This is a genomic window from Micromonospora sp. DSM 43699, from assembly GCF_055517075.1.
This window is the reverse complement of sequence record NZ_JBTMMT010000091.1, coordinates 1-20,271: the sequence shown is the minus strand read 5'-3', so window position 1 is coordinate 20,271 and position 20,271 is coordinate 1. Positions and strand designations below refer to the sequence as shown.

The window sequence follows — 20,271 nt, the reverse complement described above, 5'->3', positions numbered from 1 at the left end:
GGGTGGGGGTGGCGGGGTGGTGGTTCCGGGGAACTGCTGAGGGCATGGGGGGATCCTCGGCGTCATGTGAGCGTTAACAGGCTGGAATTGTCAACGCAACAAACAGACCCCGTCAAGGAGCCGTGGCCGGCCGATGCGCTGCGCTCACGCCCGCTCACCGCGCGGCGACCCGTGGGTACGCCCGACGCCGCCGGGCGACACGGGACCGACCCACCGCCCTACTTGATCCTGCGGGTGGACCGGACCACGACGTCCGCGTACTCCGGGTGCCGATCCAGCCAGTCACGCAGGAACGGGCAGATCGGCACCACCGTCCGCCCCCGGGACCGGGCGTCGTCCATCACCGCGCGGGCCAGGGTCGACCCGACCCCTCGCCCCTCGAAGGCCGGATCGACCTCGGTGTGCGTGTAGGCGATGATGGCACCGGTCAGCTGGTAGGTGACGACCCCGGCCAGCGCTGCGGTCTCGTCGCGCGCCTCGAACCGTTCCCGGTCCGGCGCGTCTGTCACGGTGAACTCCACCCGACCATCCAAACACGCCCGTGCGGGTACGACCCGCGAAGGCACCGCCGCCTACCGAACCGGGGTCAGGCCCGCAGCGTGTGGCTCGGCGGTTGGCCGTAGGCGGCGCGGTAGTCGGTGGCGAACCGCTTCGCGTCCGTGAACCCCCACCGGGCGGCGATCGCCGTGACCGTGTCACCGTTCGCCGGGTCACCGTCGAGCAGATCCTGGTGGGCCCGCTCCAGCCGGACCCGGCGGGCGTACCGGGCGGGGGTGGTGTCCTGGTAGCGGCGGAACGCGTACTGCAACCCCCGGGCGGACACCCCGGCTGCCCCGGCCAGCTCCACCAGCGACACGTACCGGTCGATGTGCGCGTCCACGTAGTCCATCGCCCGGCGTACGACGGCGGGCGAGAGGTTGGCCGGGGCACGCTGCCGAGGGACGGTGGTGGCGCACGGGAAGACCGCCAGTGCCGCCGTCGCCAGCATGTGCCGGACCTGCCCGACGATCAGCGGATTGGCGATCAGGTCGGCATCGGCCAGCACCACCTGCTGCACGTACGCCAGCGTCCCCAGCCAGTGCCGTTCCAGGCCGGTCGACCTCGGTCGGATGCCCTCGAAACGCACCACCGGGTCGCCGCCCTCCCCGCCGCGGGCGACCTCGTCGAGCAACGTCGTGGGGAGCCCGACGGTGAACGACTCCAGGGCATCGCATTCCAGCTCGAGCGTGACGTCGGCGGGTATTAGCGCCACATGGCCGGGTGTCACCCGGTAGCTGTCCCGGCTGTCGGCGACGACGAGTCTTCCGGCTCGCACCTGAATGATGTTGACGAGGTCACGCGCGACGCCGGCCACCCGGATACCGGCCGAGTACCGCAGGCCGGTCAACGCGACGTCGCCGAGCGCGAGGCCCATGCCCTGCAGCTCCACCCCCTCGGGCCCGACGGATTCGTGCAGGACGGAGATGTCGGCGAAGGTGGCCCGGAAGAAGGCGCGCACCTCGTCGACATCAGTCAACGTGAACCGCTGCCAGGGCGGCGTCTTCACCCCGGCCTCGGGATCGGCGTCCACGGCTGGTCGCACCGTCGGCCGCCGGGTCATCGGCGGCCGATAGCCCGCCATCCATACCCTCCCGCTGCCACGCCCTCCGGCTGAGCGCCGACCGGCGGAAATCCAATAAAGCCGCACTATAGGCGAAATCAACGATGCGTGAAGCGCCACGCCCGAGACAGGGCAAACCTCCTGACCGCAGGATTCTCTATACGCGCAGCAAGGTAGTGAAAGGCGAAAATTGAACCACGCCCAGCAGCGCCGAAACGATTATCTACGCGCAGAGTCGAAGGGTTGCCGAAAACGAAGACGTGGGTCGAAATTGCCACTGCCCACCTTCCCCGGACCTCGGTCCCACCGCGCGAACAACCTCGAAGGCGGCCTCCAGCAGCACCTGTGCCGTCACGTGAGGTCGCCCGACGAACGCCGGAAACCCTTTACCCGCAGGCCATCCGCAGGCAGTCGCACGGCACGACCTGCCGGGCGGGGTGCCCGCACGGGCACCGGCCCGGGACGGCACCGCACGTTTCCCGCGCAACGACCGACGCCAACAGCGTGACCAGCCGGGCGTCGACGCGTTTATCCCGACGGCGGTCGCCTCCGCCCGGCCACCCGGGCCAGCAGTAGACATATGCCGACGTAAGCTACTATCCAGGTAAATCGCCCATTTGATCTTCCCCACAGGTCATCCTGGGCAGACACCTACCGAAGCAAGGAACTGACATGGAACGCAGCGAAATCGACGGCACCCGGACAACACCGCACGCCCCGGGCTACCAGCCCCCGACAGTCACCCGGCTGGGCACCCTCGCCGAACTCACCCGGGGTGGCACCGTCGGCCCGGACGACGGGCTGGGCGGTAACGGCGACGCCTCGCTCGGCTGAGCCGTGCGGGGAGCCGGGGTACCGATGCTGTCCCTCGTCCGGGCCACCCGGCGGTTCGGTCGACGCACCGTCTTCGCCGGCCTCGACCTCGACGTCGCGGCCGGCGAGCGGGTGCTCCTGGCCGGGCCCAACGGAGCCGGCAAGACCACCCTGCTGCGGTGTCTGTCCGGCACGCTCGCACTGAGTGCCGGACGGGCCGCCGTGGCCGGTCATCCGGTCGGCTCGCCGGGCGCCAGGCGCGCGACGGGGGTGTGCCTGGCACCGGAACAGGGGCTCTACGACCGGCTCACGGCACGCCAGAACATCACGCTCGTCGCCCGCCTCCGGCTGCCCCGGCGGGCCGTCCGCGCCGCCGTCACCGGGATCGAGGAGGAGTTCGGCGTCACCCGCTACGCCGAAGTGCCGGCCGGCCGCTGCTCGGCCGGCATGCGGGCCCGGGTCAGCATCGCCCGGTCACTCGTCGGCGCACCCGCGCTGCTGCTGCTCGACGAGCCGGGGCGTTCCCTCGACGACCAGGGTCGGCGGTTGCTCTGGCAGGCTCTCGACCGACGGGCGGAGCTGACCTGTGTCGTCGCCTCCCACCACCCCGACGACGGGATCCGGTGCCCCCGGAAGCTCACCCTGGCAGCGGTCGGATGACGCCGCTGACCGGCCCACAGGTCCGCCCCCGTTCGGCTCCGGCCGCCCCCGGTCCGGCTCCCCGGCCCGGAGCAGGGGCGGCCGGTCGGGTCGGGCTCGCGCTGGCGGGCGGTCGGGCCGTACTCGCCCTGATCCGGCGGGACCTCGGCGACCGACAGTTGCTCCGGCTGCCGCTGCTGTTGGATCTCGTGTTCGGGGTGGTGAACCTGCTGGTCTTCCTGTTCATCTCCCGGGTGCTGACCCCTCCGGGGGCGGCCCATCCGCTGGGCGCGACGACCTACTTCGACTTCGTCGCGGTCGGCATCGTCTTCATGCTCGTCCTCCAGGCCGCGACCACGCAGTTGACCTCCCGGGTGACCCGGGAGCAGCGCGGGGGCACGCTGGAGCTGCTGGTCGCCCAGCCGGTGCCGGCGTCCGCCCTCGCGGTCGGCACGGCGGCGTACCCGTTCCTGCTGGCGCTGCTGCGGGCCGGGGTCTACCTGCTCCTGCTGCACGCGCTGTTCGGCCTGCACACCGGGCGGGCCGACTGGTGGGGCGTCGTCGCGGTCCTGGTGGCCGGCAGCGCGGCGATGATGGGGATCGGCATCGGGCTCGCCGGGTTCGCCGTCGCCGCCGGGCACGGCGAAGCCGCCGCCCGACTGCTGGTCGTCGGGGTGTCCTTTGTGTCCGGGACGTACTTCCCGGTGACCGCGCTCCCCGGTGACCTACCGGCGCTGACCGCCGTGCTGCCCAGCCGGATCGCGCTGGACGGTTTGCGCGCCGCGTTGTCCGGCGGCGCCTGGGCCGGCTCCGCACTCACCCTGCTGGCCGCCACCGTGCTGTTGTTACCCCTGTCGACCTGGGTCTTCGGGCGCGCGCTGCGGATCGCCGCCGCCCGGGGAACCCTCACCCGTGATTGAGGTGCCAATGCTCCGCCCGACCCCGTTCGACATCGCGTCCGGCACCGTGCTGGGCGTGGGGCCGCCCACGCTGCGGGTCGTCCCCCCGGTCGCCCCGGACCCGCTCGCCGCGTTGGAACGGGCGGTGCTGCCCGCGCTGAGCCGACCGCCGTGCCTGGTGAGCTTCTCCGGCGGGCTGGACTCGTCGCTGGTGCTCGCCGTGGCCGTCCGGGTGGCCCGGTGGGAGGGCCTACCCGACCCGGTCCCGGTCACCTGGCGGTTCACCGGCGCACCCCGGGCCGACGAGTCGTCCTGGCAGGACCGGGTCGTCGCGGCGCTCGGCGTCGGGGCCTCGTGGGAGATCCTGCGGGCCGACCACGACCTGGACCTGGTCGGCCCGGTCGCCGGCCGTTTCCTCCACCGGTACGGGGTGCGGCATCCGGTGAACCTGCACCTGCACCTGCCGCTGCTGGAGCTGGCCGGCGGCGGAAGCCTGCTCACCGGACTCGGCGGGGACCAGGTGCTGTCCGGGTGGCGTCGTCCGCCACCCCGGTCGACCCGGGCCCGCCTGGGCCGGGTCCGGGTCCTCGCCCGTGAGCTGTCGCGCCGGCACCGGCCGAGGCGGCTGTTCCCGTGGCTGCCGGCGGAGACAGCCCGGCAGGTCGACCGCGCGCTGCGGGCGGAGCAGCGGGCCGAGCCGCGCCGGCTCGGACCCCGCGTCGCGTGGCACCTCCGCCGCCGCGACCTGGTGATCACCCGTTCGGCGTTCACCGCCGTCGCCGAGGACCACGACGTCACCCCGGTCCACCCGCTGCTCGACCACGCCTTCCTGGACGCGCTCACCGCGCTGGCCGGGCCACGGCACCGCACCTCCCGGGACGGTCTGCTCGCCGAGATCGTCGGCGACGCCCTGCCGCCCGAGGTCACCGCGCCCCGCCGCAAGGCCCACTTCCGCGACGTCTTCCTGCGTACCCCGACCCGGGAGTTCGTCCGTTCCTGGGACGGCACCGGCGCGGACCCGGAACTGGTCGACGTGGTCGCGCTGCGCGACACCTGGTCCCGCTGGCCGATCCCCGGCGGCACCGCCGCCCTGGTCCAGCAGCTCTGGCTCGCGACCGCACCGGCCCCGGCCCCCCGCTTCCCGCCACGGGCCACGCCGGTCCGACCGCTACCGCCGGCCGGAGGGCGACGCGCCGGAGCCGACGCGGAGGTGACCGGGTGAGCCGGCCGGAGACCGTGCACCGGGTGGACCCGAGCCGGGTGGCCTGGCGGCGGGCCGGCGACGAGGTGGTCGTGCTGGACACCGAGCGCTCGGTCTACTTCGGACTGGACCGCTGCGGGGCGTTGCTGTGGCAGCGTCTGGTCGACGGCGCGACCCAGCGGGAACTGGTGACCGTGCTGGTGGACGACGTCGCCGTGGACCGGGACCGGGCGAGCGCCGACGTCGCGGCCTTCCTCGACGACCTGCGCCGACACGGACTGCTACCGAGGCCGTGACCGCCGTCGCGGACGCTCGCCCGCCAGGCCGTTGACCGACGTCAGGACCGCTCGCCCAACCAGGCCGGCGGGGTGGGCCGGCGAAGGATCTCCACCATGGCCTCCCGCTCGGCGTCGGTGTCGCCGTCGAGCCAGGCGTGGGCGTGGAAACCGGTGCTCGGGGCGGTCACCCCGATCACGATCGTCCGGGCGACCAGCTGACCGCCGTACCACCGTTGCAGCACCAGGGAGCGTTCCAGACAGTTGGCCCCCGTCCGGCGCAGCACGCCGAACACCACCGCGCGGTGGGCGGCGGCGTCGGACGGTGGGGCCGGCAGCCGGAGGTCGGTCATGCCGTGCCGGGCGAGCTGCCGACGGACCTGACGCACCGCCCGGCCCGCCCAGAGGGCCGTCCGGGCCGCCGGCAGGCCGCCACGGCGCAGCGCCCGCACCAGGGCGCGCGGAATCGACCGGTGACGGTCAGCCATGGCGGGAGCGCCGCGCCAACCGGGTCGCGGTCCGCAGTTCCCGCACCGCCGTCGGCAGGCTGGCGACCTGCCGGGCGAAACGCAGCAGGTAGGCGGCCGACAGGCCCACCGGGCCGCGTCGGGCCAGCCGGCTGCCGTGCCGCATCGCGGTCGGCGGTGGCAGCAGGTACGGCACCAGGTGCCGCCACCGGTCCCGTCCGGTGGGCAGCTCGGCGAGCCGGGCCAGCACGTACGCGGGGCCGGAGACCCGGCGCACGGCGGCCCACTGCGTCCGGCTCGCCTGCCGGGGCAGGTCGAGGTGGTCCGCCAGCTCCGCGCCGTCCGGTGCCAGGCGTAGCCCGAAGCTGAACGCCGGCAACGCGCCGGTCCGCGCGGCGAGCACCGTGGCCGCCCGCCACACCTCGACCGGGAAGACCTCCAACGCCCGCAGCAGGTCGGCGTGCGGCCGGTCGGAGCGACCGGGCATCGCGGCGTGCAGGGCGACAAGCAGGGCGGTGGCGGCCACGTCGGGTACGGCGACCGTGCCGCCGGCCAGCGGCAGCCGCTGCGCCGACCCGGACAGCAGGGTCCAGAACGCCTGCGGGTCGGCCACCCCGTGGAAGCCCCGGTGCAGGTCGACGACGAGCGGGGCCGGGCCGGGCGCGTACCAGGGGCGCTCGTACCAGAGCAGCCGGGGATCGGGGCGACCCGGCGGCACCGCGCTGCGGAAGCCCGACCCGGCGAGAAGCTGTTCGGCGAGGTCGAAGTCGTCGGGCGCGACCAGCAGGTCGACGTCGGAATAGACCCGGCGGCCCTCGGTGCCGAGCCGACGGGCCAGCCCGGCCCCCTTGAGCAGGATGGCCGGCACCCCCCGGTCGGCCAGCCGGGCGCAGGTCGCCACGGCGGTCGCGTCGAGGGCGAGGTGCCAGACGGCAACGCCGGTGGCCTGCGGTGCGGTCATCGGGACGCCGCCACTGCCCGCGTGGCGGTGAGGGTCCGCTCGACCAGCCGCAGGGTCGGCCCCAGTGCGGCCCAGTCGCGTGGCCGGGTGAGGTCCCACGCCGGCAGCGCGGCGAGGCCCAGCAGCGCGGTCGGATCGGTGGGCAACCGGTGCCAGGACCGGCAACCGGCGAGCCGGGTCAGCAACGTCGACGGGGGCACCGGGGTCATCGTCGGCGTCCGGCCCCAGCCGAGGAAGAGCCAGCCGCCCAGCGGGGTCCGGTCGGCGATCGGCGGCAGCGCGACGCGCAGCCGGTCGCCGGCCCGGACCGTCCGGGTGGCCAGCACCGGCCCCGGCACGGGTTCCCGCAGGTCGATGCCGCGGGGGCCGGCGTAGACGTCGGTGTGGTCGACGACCAGGATGTCGTCGGCGACCACCGGGACGTCCCGGGCGGCCAGGGCGGCGAGCAGGCTGCTCTTGCCGGCGGTACGCGGGCCGACCACCGCCCAGGCCCGCCCGGCGTGGACGAACGCGCCACTGTGGAACGTCTCCCGGCCGGCCCACCTGTTGAAGACCGTCGCCACCGGGGCGAGGTAGGGGTGGGCGAGCACGTCGGGGGCGAGCGGTGGGCCGTGGAAGGTGGCGGTGCCCCGCCGCCGGTCCACCGCGAGGGTCCGCCCGTCGGCGAGGATCCGTACCCCGCCGTCGAGGTCGACGGGGGTCGGCGGTGGCGGCGCGGCGCGGCTCTGCCGGACCAGCACCGACGGCCGCCCCGGATGGGCGTAGGCCGGGGGAAGCTCCTCGACCTCGTCCAACCCGTGCACGCACAGCCCGTAGACGGACCGCCCGGTCGCCCCCATCGCTCCCCCGTTCATGTCCTGGTCAACGACCGTCGTCGGCGCAGCGGTGCGGGTGGCGGTCATGGTGACCCGCCACCCGCACCCCTGCTGCGACAGTGCCTCAGCGCACGGTGCCGGTGATCAGGCTCAGCTTCTTCGACTCGGCCAACCGGCGGGCGTCGAGCGCCCGCTGCCTGGCCGAGGTGGCCGACTTGGCCTTCTTCGCCGCCTTGCCGGCGCCCGCGATGGTCGGGGTGTCACCGATACCGAGGGCATCGATGTCGTACGCGATCCAGAACGTGCCCGGCGTGTCGACGGCGAAGGTGAGGGCGATGTGCACCTGCCCGCCCGGCCGCAGCCCGCCCAGGTCGAACGGGATGGTCAGGGTGGTGGCCAGCCCGCCGCCGGGCGGGTTGGTGGCCGGGGCGTCCATCGACAGGTTCCGCACCAGCAGGGTCTGACCGGTGCTGATGGTGATCGAGCTGGTGGGGTTGACCGGGTTGACCAGCCGCATGTTGGAGTGGATGGCCGGGGACGACCCGCCGGGCAGCGGTGCCCCGTTCTCCTGGCTCAGGGCGGTGATCCGGACCCGGGCCTGGGTGATCGGCGTGCTGGACCGGTTGGTGATGGTGCGCCGGATGACCAGCGCTCCCGGGCTGCCCTCGACCCGGACCCGGTTGGGCGCGACGCCCTGGGCGACGCCCGGGTCGAGCAGTGTCGACTGCATGGCGGTGTTCTGCTGGTAGGTGCCCAGGCTGTTCTGCGGCGACGGGGTGCCCAACGCCGACGGCACCCCGTTGATCGGGCCGATCACCGTGGCCACCAGCCGGAAGTCCGTGGCGTTGTCGTTGGTGTCCTGCGGCTTGCCGCCGACGAGCAGCCGCACCCACGCGTTGGGCACGAATGGTGGGCTGCCGAAGGCCGGCAGCGGGGTGCCCTCGGAGAAGCCCGGCGTGGACCCGGCCGCGTCGGTGACGGTGTGTGCCGTGTCCGGCGCGACCAGCCGCAGGCCGCCCTGGCCGAGGCCCGACACGACCAGATCGGGTTGGATGTTGGGCAAGGAGTAGGTGGGGCCCACCACCAGGAAGCCACGGCGCGGTGGCAGTGGTCGCGCGCTGCCCGGAATGACGACGACCACCCCGCCGGGGGCCTCGATCCGGAACCCGGCGATCGGCAGGTTCAGCGCGGTGGTGTTGGTGACCGTGACGTACTGGTCGGTGAGACCGGTGAGACCGGACTGGGCGAACTGGGCGATCTCCAGTTGGCCAGATACGGCGGATACCTCGACCGTGACGCCGTTCGACACCGCCTCGGCGTGGGGATCGACCCCGTCGTACTGCACCCGGAACTCGTTGAGACCGAAGGCCGGCATCTGGAGATCGAACGAGGCCCGGTTGAGCGCCACCGGGAACGTCCCGAGCCGGGTCTCGATCCCGTTGGGCAGGGCGTCGATCAACGTCACCGCCCCGTCGGCCTGGCCCGGCCCGATGACCACCTCGAAGTGCACCGGGGTGCCGAAGGTGGTGGCGTTGGTGGAGGCGGTCAGGGTGACCACGCTCTTGGGCTGCACCACCAGCCGGATCGGCTTGGTGGCGCTGAACCCGTTGGCGTCGGTGATTCGGATGGTGGACGGGTAGGTCCCGGCGAGGGTCGGCCGGCCGGAGATCAGGCCGGTGGCCGGGTCGAAGGTCAGCCCTGGCGGCATCGCGCCGTCGGCCAGCCCCCAGACGAACGGCGCGGTGCCGCCGACCACGGTGAGCAGGTCGGAGTAGATCGCATCGACCTCGGCCAGTGGTGGCGGCGGGAAGACCAGGGTGGGCGCCTGGTTGACGGTCAGCACGATCAGCCGGGTGCCGGAGCGGGCCGCCGCGTCGACCACCCGGATCACCACCGGGAACTGACCGGCGGTGGTCGGCACCCCGGAGATGCCGTTGGAGGTGGGGTTGAGGATCAGCCCGGGAGGCAGCGTGCCGGAGGCCACCGACCAGGTGAACGGGGGCACGCCGTGGGTGACGTTCAGGGTCGCGGTGTAGGCGATCCCGACGGTCGCGGCGGTCGGCGCGTCGAACAGCAGCGTCGGTGACACGTTCGCGGTCACCGCCGCCGACGGCGCGGACTGCGGGCCGGTCCCGGCGGCGGTGCGGGCCGCCACGGTGAAGGTGTAGGTGGTGGTCGGGATCAGGCCGGTCACCGTGTTGGTGGTGGCCGGGCCGAAGGTCTGGGCGGCCTGCGGCACCCCGGCGACGTAGGGGGTGACCTGGTAGCCGGTGATCGGTGAGCCGCCGTCCGGGCCCGGGGTCCAGCTCAGCAGGGCCGAGGCGGTGTCCGCGGTGACCGCGATGATGGTCGGGGCACCCGGCAGGGCGAGCAGTTTCGCCGCCTTCGAGCGCGGGCTGGCCGGGCTGGTCCCGACGGTGTTCTTCGCCGCCACGGTGAAGGTGTAGCTGCCCTTCGCCGTCAGCCCGGAGACCTTCCGGCTGGTCGTCGAGGCGTCGAAGGAGACCGAGCGGGTCTTCTTCCCGTCCCGGTAGGCGGTCACCGCGTACCCGGTGATGGCGGTGTCCGGCGAGGCCGGCGCCTTCCAGCTGACCGTGGCCGTGGTGCGGAAACGGGTGGCGGTGGGTGCGGCCGGGGCCGCCGGGGGTTTCGGCCGGGCCGCCACGGTGGCGGCCGGCGCGGCAGGAAGCGGGCGGTGGAGTGTGGACGCCGGGGGCGGGACGGACCGGCCGGGGTCACGCGCCGAGGCGGAGGTGGGTGCGGTGAGCAGGCCGACAAGCAGCAGCAGGGCGGCGACGAAGGCCGCCCGTGGGTGGAGACGGTGCACCAGGGACATGAAGTGTTCTCCCTCATCGGGGGGCGGTGGGCCACCACGGAGGAAGGGATGAGGCAGCCGTTCGGCTCTGGACCGCATGCCTGATGCCCCGTACCGCGAAGGTGACCGGCGGAAATCGACCCGCTCCCCGCCGTCGACGGGAAGTCGAATCTCGACCTGTTCCTACCAGTTTTCCCAGCTCAGATGGCATTGGAGCGGCTGTCGATCCGGCCGCGGCGAGGGGCCGCGCGGGCTGCGTCGCCTACCTGACACTGTGCTGCTGCGCGTACCGGAACCATGGTTTCGCCTCCGGACCGGTGCCCGCGGCGACCGCCGGCCATCACGGACGGTGCCCGCCGACGGGTCGGCGGGCACCGGGGGGCGGTGGCACGGGTCAGCCGGAGCAGCACCCCCCGGCGGGTGCGGCATCGACGGTGACCAGGCTCAGCGGGGCGGCGAGCAGCCCGCCGGCGAGACCGGTGGCCAGGCCCCGCCCGGCCGGCTCGACGGTCGGGGCACCGCAGCAGTCGTCGCCGTCGACCGTGTCGGCGGGATTGCTGCTGCACACGCCCGTCTCGGGCAGGTCGAGCCGCACGTCGCGGGCGGCGGCCCAGTCCCCGGCGAGGGCGGCGACGACCGAGCGGACCTGTTCGTAGCCGGTGGCCATCAGGAACGTCGGGGCCCGGCCGTAGCTCTTCATCCCGACGGCGTAGTAGCCGGGCTCCGGGTGGGCGAGTTCGTCCACGCCGTGCGGGGGCACCGTCCCGCAGGAGTGCTCGTTGGGGTCGATCAGCGGGGCCAGGGCCCGGGTCGCGCCCAGCACCGGGTCCAGGTCCAGCCGCAGTTCGGTGGCGATCGAGTGGTCGGGGCGGAAGCCGGTGGCGGCCACCACCCGGTCCACGGTGACCGTCTCCGCACTCCCGTCGGGGTGCCGCACCACCACTGTCATCCGCCCGTCGGCGGGGGTGAGGGCGTGCACGGAGAAGCCGGTGAGCAGCCGGATCCGGCCGGCATCGACGTGCGCGCGCAGGCGGGTGCCGAGGGCGCCCCGGGCCGGCAGCGCGTCGGCGTCACCGCCGCCGTAGGTACGGGCCGGGGAGGCGGACCGGATCGCCCAGGTCACCTCGGTGCCGGGTACGGTGGCGGCCAACTCGGCCAGGGACAGCAGGGTGTTGGCGGCGGAGTGCCCGGCCCCCACGACCAGGGTGTGCCGGCCGGCGAACCGGTCCCGATCCGGGCCGAGCACGTCGGGCAGCGCGTGTGCCACGACGTCGCCCGCCGCCCGCTCACCACGGGCGGGCAGGCCGGCCGCGCCGAGGACGTTCGGCGTGCCCCAGGTGCCGGCGGCGTCGATCACCGCGCGGGCCGCGATCTCCTCGCCGTCGGCGAGGCGGACCAGGAACGGGGTGGTGTCGCGGCCGGCGGTCCGCAGCCGGTCCAGTCCTCGTCGGCTGATCGCCTCGACCCGGGCGTGGTAACGCAGCCGGGGCCGGAGGCTCGGCAGCTCGGCCAGCGGGCGGAGGTAGTCGGCGACGAACTCCGCGCCGGTGGGCAGCGCCTCGGGGTCCGGGGCGACCCAGCCGGCGGCGTCGAGCAGTCGTCGGGCGGCGGGGTCGATGTCGTACCGCCAGGGGGAGAAGAGCCGGACGTGTCCCCACTGGCGGACCGCCGCGCCGGGGCCGTCGCCGGCTTCGAGGACGAGGCCGGGCAGGCCGCGCTCGTACAGGTGGGCGGCGGCGGCGAGGCCGACCGGGCCGGCACCGATCACCACGACCGGCAGACTGTCCATGGTGCTCATCAGGTGACTCCTCAGGCTGGTGGTGCTGTCAGTCGACGACGGGGCTGCGGCGTTCGAGCAGGACGACGTCACGCCACCGGCCGTGGTGCCGGCCCACCCGCTCGCGGACCCCGATCACCCGGAACCCGGCCTGCCTGTGCAGGACGAGGCTGGCGGTGTTCTCCGGGAAGATCCCGGACTGGATGGTCCAGACGCCGGCCGCCTCGGTCGAGGTGATCAGCGTGTCGAGCAGCAGCCGGGCCACCCCACGCCGTCGGACGGCGGGGTGGACGTAGACGGAGTGCTCCACCACCCCGGCGTAGACCGGGCGGGCCGAGGTCGGTGCGGCGGCGATCCACCCGACCACGATGTCGTCGCCGTCGACCGCGACGAAGCGGTGGTCGGGCAGCCGGGTGGCGTCGAAGTCCGCCCAGGCCGGCGCGGTGGTCTCGAAACTGGCGGCACCGGCGTCGAGGCCGGCCTGGTAGATCGCCAGCACCCGGTCGGCGTCGTCGGCGCGCATGCGGCGAAGGGTGACGTCGGCCATGAGCGGGCTCCGTTCGACCTCGGCGGGGCCGCCCGTGACCAGGTCGGCGGCGGGCGGGAACCGGAGCGCCGCACGATGCGACGTCCGTCGGGTCAGACAGTTGCACGCTGATTAGATTAGTGTCAACCTAGAAGCATGTCTAAACAACCGGGGGCCCTCACCCCCGTCGACCTGGGCGCCGACGCACCGTGCTGCCCGCCCCTGGCGGAGCAGCGCCTGCCGGCCGGGACCGCCACCGCGCTCGCGCCGGCCTTCAAGGCTCTCGGCGACCCGGTGCGGTTGCAGCTGATGTCGATGATCGCCTCGGCCGAGGGCGGCGAGGTGTGCGTCTGCGACCTGACCCCGGCGTTCGACCTGACCGGCCCGACGATCTCGCACCACCTCCGGACGCTGCGCGAGGCCGGGCTGGTCGACGCCGAGCGGCGGGGCACCTGGGTCTACTACCGGGCCCGGCCGGCACTCCTGGGGCAGCTCGCCGCGCTGCTCACCGTCGCGCCGGCGAGCACCCGCCGGGAGTGCCCGTGAGCACCACCACCCACGACTCCCCCGCCGCTCCCGCCGTGGTCGGCCGGCTGTCCCGCCTCGACCGGCTCCTGCCGCTCTGGATCGGTCTGGCGATGCTCGTCGGCCTGCTCCTGGGCGGGTTGGTCCCCGGGCTGAACGCCGCCCTGGACGCGGTGACGATCGGCGGGATCTCGCTGCCCATCGCCCTCGGCCTGCTGATCATGATGTATCCGGTGCTGGCCAGGGTCCGCTACGACCGGCTCGACACCGTCGCCGGTGACCGGCGACTGCTGGTGTCGTCGCTGGTGCTCAACTGGCTCGTCGGCCCGGCGGTGATGTTCGCCCTCGCCTGGCTCTTCCTGGCCGACCAGCCCGCGTACCGGACCGGCCTGATCATCGTCGGCCTGGCCCGGTGCATCGCCATGGTGATCATCTGGAACGACCTCGCCGGCGGTGACCGGGAGGCCGCCGCCGTGCTGGTCGCCCTCAACTCGGTCTTCCAGATCCTCGCCTTCGGCCTGCTCGGCTGGTTCTACCTGACCGTGCTCCCGGACTGGTTGGGCCTGCCCGGCGCCGCGCTGGCCGTCTCCGGCTGGGACATCGCCGGCAACGTGCTGATCTTCCTGGGCATCCCGCTGGTCGCCGGCTACCTCACCCGCCGCCTCGGCGAACGCGCCAGGGGCCGCGACTGGTACGAGTCCCGGCTGCTGCCCCGGATCGGCCCGGCCGCCCTCTACGGGCTGCTGTTCACCATCGTGATCCTGTTCGCCCTCCAGGGCGACGCGATCACCGGCCAGCCCCTGGACGTCGCCCGGATAGCCCTGCCGCTACTTGTCTACTTCACGGTGCTGTGGGCCGGTGCCTACCTGCTCGGCCGGGCTCTCGGCCTCGGCTACCCGCGCACCACCACGCTGGCCTTCACCGCCGCCGGCAACAACTTCGAACTCGCCATCGCCGTCGCGATCGGCACCTTCGGCGTGACCTCCGGTCAGGCCCTCGCCGGGGTCGTCGGCCCCCTCATCGAGGTGCCCGTCCTGGTCGGCCTGGTCTACGTCTCCCGGTGGGCCCGCCGCCGGTTCTTCCCCGTCACCGTCGCCCGCCCCTGATCCGCCCGGCCCGACTCGTCGCCGGGCCGCCCCGAAGGGAACCATCGTGACCGACAAGCCCAGCGTCCTGTTCGTCTGCGTGCACAACGCCGGCCGCTCCCAGATGGCCGCCGGCTGGCTGCGCCACCTCGCCGGCGACACCGTCGAGGTCCGCTCCGCCGGCTCGGCCCCTGCCGACACCGTCAACCCCGCCGCCGTGCAGGCCATGGCCGAGGTCGGCATCGACCTCACCGACCAGACCCCCAAGCTCCTGGAGTACGCCACCGCCGAGTCCTCCGACGTCATCGTCACCATGGGCTGCGGCGACACCTGCCCGGTCTTCCCCGGCAAGCGCTACGAGGACTGGCAGCTCGACGACCCGGCCGGGCAGGGCGTCGAGGCGGTCCGCCCGATCCGCGACGAGATCCGGGCCCGGGTGGAGCAGCTCCTCGCCGACCTGCGACCGGCAGGCTGACCCCGGCCACGGTGGGTTAGAGTCCGACCGCATGGAAGGCACCACGCTGCGCACCGCCCGGCTGGCACTCCGCCCGGTCCGGGACGAGGACGTCGACCGGATCCTCGAATACCGCAACCTGCCGGAGGTCACCTACTGGCTGCTGCGTACCGAGGTGGAGCCGGTGGCCTTCCGGGCGGCGTGGCGACGCGCGGCGGCGGACCCCGACGACCACAGCGTGGCGGTCACCCTGGCCGGCCTGGTGATCGGCACGGTCTCGCTCGACGTGGTGGACGGGATGGGCCAGCCGGGCATGCCGGCACGCACGGAGGCGCAGCTCGGCTACATCTTCGACCCGGCCCACGGCGGCCAGGGCTACGCCACCGAGGCGGTCGCCGCGATGGTGGCCCACGCGTTCACCGGGCTGGGCGTCCGCCGGATCACCGCCGGCTGCTTCGCCGACAACCTCGCCTCGGTGCGGGTGCTGGAAAAGGTCGGGATGCGTCGGGAGCAGCACGGCGTCGGCGATTCCTGGCACGCCGAACGGGGCTGGGTGGACGGTTACACCTACGCCCTGCACGCCGACACCTGGCGCGCAACGCCCCGATAGACAGGGATCACGGCGACTGCGGGGGCCTGGCCTTCTGCGGGTAGATCGTCTCGTGGCGGGCCAGCATAGCGACGAACTCACCGATCTTCCGCTCGCGGGTCTGCGCCCGTTTCAGCGCGTTGAGTCGGTGAATGAGCGCGAACCGGTTGGCGCTGGTGAGCACGTCGAACATGGCCTGGGCGGCCGGGTCGGCCGCGATGGCCGCGAGCAGGTCGGCCGGCACCTGGGCCTCCGACGGCGGGGCGTAGGCGGCCGCCCACCGCCCGTCCGCCTTCGCGGCCTCCACCGCGGCGCGGCCCGAGGGCTGCATCCGCCCCTGCTCCTCCAGCCGGGCCACATGGGCGACGTTGCGTTGCGACCACGAACTACGCGCCCGGCGAGGAGTGAACCGGATCCAGGAACTCTGCTCGTCCCGCTTGCGGGCCTGGCCGTCGATCCAGCCGAAGCACAGGCCCTCGTCGACCGCCTGCTGCCAGGTCAGCGTGGTGACCGTGCCGCCCTTGCGGGTCAGGGCGAGCCAGACGCCCGGCGAGGTGGCGTGGTGGACCGACAACCAGGCACGCAGCGCGTCCGCGTCGGCGACGATCAACTCATCCAGTTCGGCGCTCACCATGAGGGCAGGCTAGCCGCCACGGGTGACAGACCCGCCCGGGTCGGGACCGACCCGGGCGTCCGTCGGCACCACCGGGACCGCCACGTCGACCGCCCGGCGGACCGGTTCGCCGGCCGGCGTGCCCAGGCCACGAGCAGGCGCAGGCCCAGCTCTGCGGTGTCGAGCCGGACGAGGTCGCGGTTGCGCTCCGCCCACCGCCCCGAAGCGAGGTCCTCCCGCAGCAACCGGACGGCCCGCCGTTCGGCCTGCGGCCCGACCCTGGTCCGGCCAGTGGTGGACGGTGCTGACCGCCATCGCGGCGTCGAAGGATCGGTCCTCGAACGGCAGCCGCTCGGCGGCGGCCACGCACTGCGCCGCACCCACGGGACGCTGCGCCCGCATCACCGCCGACGGTTCCACCGCCGTGACCGCACGGTCGGGTGGCTCGTAGCAACCGGTGCCGGCCCCGACGTTCAGCACCGTCCGGGCGTCTCCCAGGGCGGCCCAGAGGCGCGCGGCGATCCGGGGTTCGGTGCGCCGCGTCGCCGGGCAGGCGGTTTCGATGGTGTCGTACACCTGCGCGCCGGACCCGCGCAGTTGTTCCTCCGGTGTCGTCGGAATCCCCATCGCCCGCGCCTCCAGTCTGATGTGGAACGGGTACGGCCGCTCCGGCGACGGAGGGCCGTACCCGTTCGTTCACTCGTTAGTCGGGCTTGCGGAGGTCGTCGCGTCGGCCGGTCAGGCCACGGTGCAGGGGATGCCGTTGAGGGTGAAGGCGGTCGGTTCGGCGGTGTTGCCGGTGTGGTTGGCCTGGAAGCCGATCTCGACGGTGGCACCGGGGGCGAGCGTGCCGTTGTAACTGACGTTGCGGGCGCTCACCTGGCCGCTGGTGGGCGAGATGGTGGCGTTCCAGGCAGAAGTGACGGACTGGCCCGACGGCAGGGTGAAGGCCAACGTCCAGCCGTCGATCGTCGAGGTGCCGGTGTTGGTGATGGCGATGTTGGCGGTGAAGCCGGAGGCCCAGGTGCTCATCGTGTAGGTGACCCGGGGGCCGGTCCCACCACCGGGCGTGGACGTGGGAGTGGGCGTCGGGGTGGGGGTGGGGGTCGGAGTGGGCGTGGAGGTGATGGTGGGCGTGGGGGTCGGCGTGGTGCCGCCCACGCTGGTCACGAAGGTCATGATGCTGCGCGCGGGAAGGGTGACGGTGAGGGAGCCGTTCGACATGGTGAGCGCGCTCTGCGGCGCGACGGTCCGGCTCCCGTCGGTCAGCCAGTTCGAGACGCTACTGGACCCGGTGGTGCCCGACAGGGTGAACTGCTGGCTCACCGACGAGGTGTTCTTGTTGACCGCGACGATGACCACGGTGTTCCCACCCCGGTACGCCGAGACGTAGACGTTCGACGCCGGGTTCGCCGTCGCGTCGACCCGCACGTAGCCGGGGCGGACGAACCTGGCGAAGTGCGCCATCATGGCACCGCGCTTGCTGATCTGGCCGTCCTCGCGCATCGGGCCGTAGCTGCGCCGCAGGTACCACCAGACGTACGCCTGGAACTCGGCGTCCACCATGGCGCGGTGGATGTGCTCCCCCACGTCGAGCGCCTCGGGCCAGGCGTCGCCCGAGTTGGCGTTGCTGTTGGGGTAGTAGACCTCGGTCATCCAGAGTTCCTTGCCCGCCCCCTTCTGCTTGAACAGCGGGTACGGGAAGTTGGAGTACGAGGTGCCGTAGAGGTGGGCCCCGATGATGTCCACGTTGGCCAGCGCGGTGGCGTCGTTGAGGATCGGGTCCGACATCGACTTGACGTACTGGAAAGACTCCGGTGCCATGACCCGGGTGCTGATCACCCCGGAGTTCTCCTTGAGGAACTTGATGATCTCGGCGGAGGTCCACCACGTCCAGTCGTGCGCGTAGTCGGGCTCGTTCTGCACCGAGATGGCGTAGAGGTTGACCCCGTTGTTGCGCATGTACACGGTGAAGTCGTTCAGGTGCTGGGCGTAGGCACCGTAGGAGCTGGCCCGGAGCCGCTTCGCGTTGGTCTGGCTGCCCCGGGTGAAGGTCTCGATCATGCTGGCCGGGGGGTTCCACGGCGACGCGAAGACGGTCGCCCCGAGTTCGACTGCCCGCTTCGCCGTGGCCAGGTCACGACCGAAGTCCGCCTGGCTCTCACCGACGGGAATCCGCAGGATGGAGAAGCCCAGTCGACCCTCGCCGGTGCCGAACGCCGTGTCCCGCTGGGCGGCGGTCAGGTCGCCGATCCAGGCGGCGTGCGCCATCGCGCCGAACCCCTTGATCGTCTGCCGCGATGCCGACGGGTTGATGCTCGCCGGTGCGGCCGAGGCCTCCGTGGCCCCCAGGGCCGCCGTGGCCGCCGCCACCGGCAGGGCCCCCAGCGTGGTCAGGACGACTCTGCGGCTCAACGGCTTTCGCTCGCCGCTCACCGGCCCCATCTGATCCTGCGTCATGTCTTCCGTCCTCCTGGTGGTGGTGGTGATACGCGCCTTCCCGGTCCCATCGACCCGGTCGGCACCGAATCTGCTGCGTCGCCACGGGGTGACCTCGACCTCACCGTCGGCATTTCGACAGCACATATCGATTGTGATAATTGTGAACGTTAACGGCCGGAGTTTAGTTTCCCCTTCCGGAGGGGTCAAGCATGCGCGGGCGGCACCAACGGGCCGCACCTTTCCGGGCGGCATCCCGATCGTGGCGCACCGCCACGGGGTGCGCGGCGACCGTGCGCAACCGTCCGGAACGGTGCGCCGCCCGGCGGTTGCTAGCGTGATCATCATGGCTGAGCTGGAAGATCTGGTCCTGACCCCCGACGAGCGAGCCCGGGGGGTCCGGGTCGACAGCGTGATGTTCGGGATGGACTGGACCGGCGAGGAGCACCCCGGCCAGTTGGCCGCGTTCGTGGCCGGCCGGGTACGGGCCTTCGGGGCGGAGCCCACAGACGTCGACACCACCGTCGTCTACCAGGCCGCCGAGGCCGACCCGACGCTACGCCGCGGTGACTTCCCGATCCGCCAGCTCGACCACCTGGCCGGCGTGCTGGCACATCTCGGCTGCACACTCGCGGTGTGGGACAACGGCACCGACACCTACGAGATACTGGTCGCGCTGACCGGCGGGGATGAGTTGACCGGGTTGACCCACCAGGGCCTCCCGGTGCGGGCCTGGGGCGAGGCAGCCGAGGAGACCTTCGTCAGCCTGGACTGCCCGAACTGCGCGGAGATGCTGTTCTGGCAACTGTCGGCGACCCAGACCATGGCCGACGAACGCTGCGACTGTGGCACCGTGTTGTTCGACGCCAACGGCCGCCCACTGCCCCACGTCACGCTCCACGACTGAGTTCCCGGCACCTTCGAACAACCAGTGGACAACTGGCATCGACGACCCGGAGCGGCTACCCAGGATGTCGCCCGAACACCCGGCAGAACGGGTGGCCGGCAAAATCTGCGAAGACCGGTATCGGCCTCGATTTCGCCCCGACAGACGGCTGGCCCCCATGAAATGATCTGATGTTCCGCCGTGTCGCCATCATCGACGCGAATGTTCAGATGCAACCGTTGGGGATGGCGCGATTCGGGCCAGTCCGGCGCACGGTAGTGCGCGACGCGGGGGAACGCCAACTGGCGCTGGCCCGGCCCGGTCACCGATGACGACCCCGGCGTCGCTGTCCTCGTTGATGCGCATGCCAGGACCGCAGCGCAGAACGCGGCGAACGCCCTGGGATCGGGGCAGTCGAGCACCGTCTCTCCAAACGTCCGATCACGTGTCGACTCTGGCACCGCCTGCCGGCCGGGCCGCACAAAGCGCTAGGTCACTCTCCATGCCGGCGGCGTACCCTACTGGCGCATCCCGGCTTGAGGGCGGTGGTGGGTGAGGTCGCGCCGTGGGCTGTCCGCTAGCCGCAGCCGGCCGATGGCTTCGGTCAGGCTCGCTTGCGGCGCGCGATCTCGTCAGAGAGCTGCTGCACACGGGCGGGGTCCGCGTCCCGGGCAAGGGCGACGTAGTGGTCCATGACGGCCGGCCGGTAGCGCACGGGCAACGTCTGTCCCGGGGCGAGTCGGGTGAGCTCGGTGATCGTGAGGGCTTCGTCTGCGACACCGCGGAACGAGATGCCGTCGGCGGTCTCCACGTCGAACATCAGGACCACGCGAGGGTTGCTGTTCACCTCCCGCCAGTCGACGAGAACACCGAGCGCAAGCGCCCCCGTACG

General features: G+C 72.9%; 21 protein-coding genes and 2 pseudogenes. 10 read left to right on the top strand and 13 right to left on the bottom strand.

The window, feature by feature from the left end; all coding sequences use genetic code 11:
* Positions 1-218: 218 nt before the first annotated feature.
* Positions 219-509 carry a GNAT family N-acetyltransferase gene (locus AC0AIB_RS28625; RefSeq protein ID WP_328347806.1) on the bottom strand — a complete coding sequence of 97 codons (291 nt, stop codon included), beginning with the start codon at positions 507-509 and terminating at the stop codon, positions 219-221.
* Positions 510-586: 77 nt separating this feature from the next.
* Positions 587-1,570, bottom strand: coding sequence for an AraC family transcriptional regulator (locus AC0AIB_RS28620; RefSeq protein ID WP_328347808.1), 984 nt, complete (start codon positions 1,568-1,570; stop codon positions 587-589).
* 702 nt (positions 1,571-2,272) lie between these two features.
* Here AC0AIB_RS28620 and AC0AIB_RS28615 point away from each other — a divergent pair.
* From AC0AIB_RS28615 to AC0AIB_RS28595, 5 genes are read left to right on the top strand one after another with little or no spacing between them, the layout of a single operon-like run.
* The gene (locus AC0AIB_RS28615; RefSeq protein WP_328347810.1) at positions 2,273-2,434 is read left to right on the top strand and encodes a lasso RiPP family leader peptide-containing protein; all 162 of its coding nucleotides are present in this window, start codon (positions 2,273-2,275) and stop codon (positions 2,432-2,434) included.
* Positions 2,435-2,458: 24 nt separating this feature from the next.
* A complete protein-coding gene (locus tag AC0AIB_RS28610) occupies positions 2,459-3,073 on the top strand; it encodes an ABC transporter ATP-binding protein (protein ID WP_465097850.1) in 615 nt (204 codons plus the stop codon).
* On the top strand, positions 3,070-3,972 hold the full coding sequence (locus AC0AIB_RS28605) for an ABC transporter permease (protein WP_328347814.1): 903 nt from the start codon (positions 3,070-3,072) through the stop codon (positions 3,970-3,972). The genes AC0AIB_RS28610 and AC0AIB_RS28605 overlap by 4 nt, the downstream gene beginning before the upstream one ends.
* 7 nt (positions 3,973-3,979) lie before the next feature.
* Positions 3,980-5,173: an asparagine synthase-related protein gene (locus AC0AIB_RS28600; RefSeq protein WP_465097849.1), complete on the top strand. Its 1,194-nt coding sequence runs from the start codon at positions 3,980-3,982 to the stop codon at positions 5,171-5,173.
* The gene (locus AC0AIB_RS28595) at positions 5,170-5,448 is read left to right on the top strand and encodes a PqqD family protein (RefSeq protein WP_328347817.1); all 279 of its coding nucleotides are present in this window, start codon (positions 5,170-5,172) and stop codon (positions 5,446-5,448) included. Before AC0AIB_RS28600 ends, AC0AIB_RS28595 begins: the two co-directional genes overlap by 4 nt.
* A gap of 41 nt (positions 5,449-5,489) precedes the next feature.
* Here AC0AIB_RS28595 and AC0AIB_RS28590 read toward each other — a convergent pair whose 3' ends face one another.
* From AC0AIB_RS28590 to AC0AIB_RS28565, 6 genes are all read right to left on the bottom strand, one after another.
* Entirely contained in the window at positions 5,490-5,915 is a 426-nt protein-coding gene (locus AC0AIB_RS28590; protein ID WP_465097848.1) for a lasso peptide biosynthesis B2 protein, read from the bottom strand.
* On the bottom strand, positions 5,908-6,855 hold the full coding sequence (locus tag AC0AIB_RS28585; RefSeq protein ID WP_465097847.1) for a nucleotidyltransferase family protein: 948 nt from the start codon (positions 6,853-6,855) through the stop codon (positions 5,908-5,910). Before AC0AIB_RS28585 ends, AC0AIB_RS28590 begins: the two co-directional genes overlap by 8 nt.
* Complete coding sequence (locus tag AC0AIB_RS28580; protein ID WP_465097846.1) at positions 6,852-7,757, bottom strand: hypothetical protein; 906 nt, start codon at positions 7,755-7,757, stop codon at positions 6,852-6,854. Before AC0AIB_RS28580 ends, AC0AIB_RS28585 begins: the two co-directional genes overlap by 4 nt.
* A 37-nt stretch (positions 7,758-7,794) precedes the next feature.
* The gene (locus AC0AIB_RS28575; protein ID WP_465097845.1) at positions 7,795-10,506 is read right to left on the bottom strand and encodes a fibronectin type III domain-containing protein; all 2,712 of its coding nucleotides are present in this window, start codon (positions 10,504-10,506) and stop codon (positions 7,795-7,797) included.
* A gap of 373 nt (positions 10,507-10,879) precedes the next feature.
* Positions 10,880-12,283, bottom strand: coding sequence for an FAD-dependent oxidoreductase (locus AC0AIB_RS28570; protein WP_465097844.1), 1,404 nt, complete (start codon positions 12,281-12,283; stop codon positions 10,880-10,882).
* Between the two features lie 28 nt (positions 12,284-12,311).
* Positions 12,312-12,809 carry a GNAT family N-acetyltransferase gene (locus AC0AIB_RS28565; protein ID WP_328347829.1) on the bottom strand — a complete coding sequence of 166 codons (498 nt, stop codon included), beginning with the start codon at positions 12,807-12,809 and terminating at the stop codon, positions 12,312-12,314.
* Between the two features lie 135 nt (positions 12,810-12,944).
* On the opposite strand from AC0AIB_RS28565, the gene AC0AIB_RS28560 reads away from it, so the two are divergent.
* From AC0AIB_RS28560 to AC0AIB_RS28545, 4 genes are read left to right on the top strand one after another with little or no spacing between them, the layout of a single operon-like run.
* Complete coding sequence (locus tag AC0AIB_RS28560) at positions 12,945-13,334, top strand: ArsR/SmtB family transcription factor (protein WP_328347831.1); 390 nt, start codon at positions 12,945-12,947, stop codon at positions 13,332-13,334.
* Positions 13,331-14,419, top strand: a complete 1,089-nt coding sequence (gene arsB, locus AC0AIB_RS28555; protein WP_465097843.1) for an ACR3 family arsenite efflux transporter — start codon at positions 13,331-13,333, stop codon at positions 14,417-14,419. The genes AC0AIB_RS28560 and arsB overlap by 4 nt, the downstream gene beginning before the upstream one ends.
* A 46-nt stretch (positions 14,420-14,465) precedes the next feature.
* Positions 14,466-14,873: an arsenate reductase ArsC gene (locus AC0AIB_RS28550; RefSeq protein WP_328347834.1), complete on the top strand. Its 408-nt coding sequence runs from the start codon at positions 14,466-14,468 to the stop codon at positions 14,871-14,873.
* 31 nt (positions 14,874-14,904) lie between these two features.
* Positions 14,905-15,462 carry a GNAT family N-acetyltransferase gene (locus AC0AIB_RS28545; RefSeq protein ID WP_465097842.1) on the top strand — a complete coding sequence of 186 codons (558 nt, stop codon included), beginning with the start codon at positions 14,905-14,907 and terminating at the stop codon, positions 15,460-15,462.
* A 7-nt stretch (positions 15,463-15,469) separates the two neighbouring features.
* On the opposite strand, the gene AC0AIB_RS28540 is transcribed toward AC0AIB_RS28545, so the two are convergent.
* The 3 genes and pseudogenes from AC0AIB_RS28540 to xynC all read right to left on the bottom strand — a co-directional run bounded on the left by AC0AIB_RS28540 (position 15,470) and on the right by xynC (position 18,514).
* Positions 15,470-16,075, bottom strand: a complete 606-nt coding sequence (locus tag AC0AIB_RS28540) for a YdeI/OmpD-associated family protein (protein WP_328347838.1) — start codon at positions 16,073-16,075, stop codon at positions 15,470-15,472.
* Between the two features lie 167 nt (positions 16,076-16,242).
* Positions 16,243-16,696 (bottom strand): annotated as a pseudogene (locus AC0AIB_RS28535) (methyltransferase domain-containing protein); the annotation flags it as partial.
* Between the two features lie 96 nt (positions 16,697-16,792).
* Entirely contained in the window at positions 16,793-18,514 is a 1,722-nt protein-coding gene (gene xynC / locus AC0AIB_RS28530) for a glucuronoarabinoxylan endo-1,4-beta-xylanase XynC (RefSeq protein ID WP_328347840.1), read from the bottom strand.
* 325 nt (positions 18,515-18,839) lie between these two features.
* On the opposite strand from xynC, the gene AC0AIB_RS28525 reads away from it, so the two are divergent.
* On the top strand, positions 18,840-19,400 hold the full coding sequence (locus AC0AIB_RS28525) for a hypothetical protein (RefSeq protein ID WP_465097841.1): 561 nt from the start codon (positions 18,840-18,842) through the stop codon (positions 19,398-19,400).
* Between the two features lie 146 nt (positions 19,401-19,546).
* Here the strand turns inward: AC0AIB_RS28525 and AC0AIB_RS28520 are convergent.
* Positions 19,547-19,801, bottom strand: a pseudogene (locus tag AC0AIB_RS28520) (VOC family protein); the annotation flags it as partial.
* 182 nt (positions 19,802-19,983) lie between these two features.
* A partial coding sequence (locus AC0AIB_RS28515; RefSeq protein WP_465097840.1) for a hypothetical protein occupies positions 19,984-20,271 on the bottom strand: 288 nt, incomplete at its 5' end.

What these genes read in the sequence shown, in the direction of transcription:
- AC0AIB_RS28610 (WP_465097850.1), top strand. Translation starts at nt 2,459, where the DNA reads ATGCTGTCCCTCGTCCGGGCCACCCGGCGGTTCGGTCGACGCACCGTC.
- AC0AIB_RS28545 (WP_465097842.1), top strand. Translation starts at nt 14,905, where the DNA reads ATGGAAGGCACCACGCTGCGCACCGCCCGGCTGGCACTCCGCCCGGTC.
- AC0AIB_RS28615 (WP_328347810.1), top strand. Translation starts at nt 2,273, where the DNA reads ATGGAACGCAGCGAAATCGACGGCACCCGGACAACACCGCACGCCCCG.
- AC0AIB_RS28560 (WP_328347831.1), top strand. Translation starts at nt 12,945, where the DNA reads ATGTCTAAACAACCGGGGGCCCTCACCCCCGTCGACCTGGGCGCCGAC.
- AC0AIB_RS28580 (WP_465097846.1), bottom strand. Translation starts at nt 7,757, where the DNA reads ATGACCGCCACCCGCACCGCTGCGCCGACGACGGTCGTTGACCAGGAC.
- AC0AIB_RS28590 (WP_465097848.1), bottom strand. Translation starts at nt 5,915, where the DNA reads ATGGCTGACCGTCACCGGTCGATTCCGCGCGCCCTGGTGCGGGCGCTG.
- AC0AIB_RS28540 (WP_328347838.1), bottom strand. Translation starts at nt 16,075, where the DNA reads ATGGTGAGCGCCGAACTGGATGAGTTGATCGTCGCCGACGCGGACGCG.
- AC0AIB_RS28525 (WP_465097841.1), top strand. Translation starts at nt 18,840, where the DNA reads ATGGCTGAGCTGGAAGATCTGGTCCTGACCCCCGACGAGCGAGCCCGG.
- AC0AIB_RS28600 (WP_465097849.1), top strand. Translation starts at nt 3,980, where the DNA reads ATGCTCCGCCCGACCCCGTTCGACATCGCGTCCGGCACCGTGCTGGGC.
- AC0AIB_RS28575 (WP_465097845.1), bottom strand. Translation starts at nt 10,506, where the DNA reads ATGTCCCTGGTGCACCGTCTCCACCCACGGGCGGCCTTCGTCGCCGCC.
- AC0AIB_RS28605 (WP_328347814.1), top strand. Translation starts at nt 3,070, where the DNA reads ATGACGCCGCTGACCGGCCCACAGGTCCGCCCCCGTTCGGCTCCGGCC.
- AC0AIB_RS28585 (WP_465097847.1), bottom strand. Translation starts at nt 6,855, where the DNA reads ATGACCGCACCGCAGGCCACCGGCGTTGCCGTCTGGCACCTCGCCCTC.
- AC0AIB_RS28565 (WP_328347829.1), bottom strand. Translation starts at nt 12,809, where the DNA reads ATGGCCGACGTCACCCTTCGCCGCATGCGCGCCGACGACGCCGACCGG.
- xynC (WP_328347840.1), bottom strand. Translation starts at nt 18,514, where the DNA reads ATGACGCAGGATCAGATGGGGCCGGTGAGCGGCGAGCGAAAGCCGTTG.
- AC0AIB_RS28570 (WP_465097844.1), bottom strand. Translation starts at nt 12,283, where the DNA reads ATGAGCACCATGGACAGTCTGCCGGTCGTGGTGATCGGTGCCGGCCCG.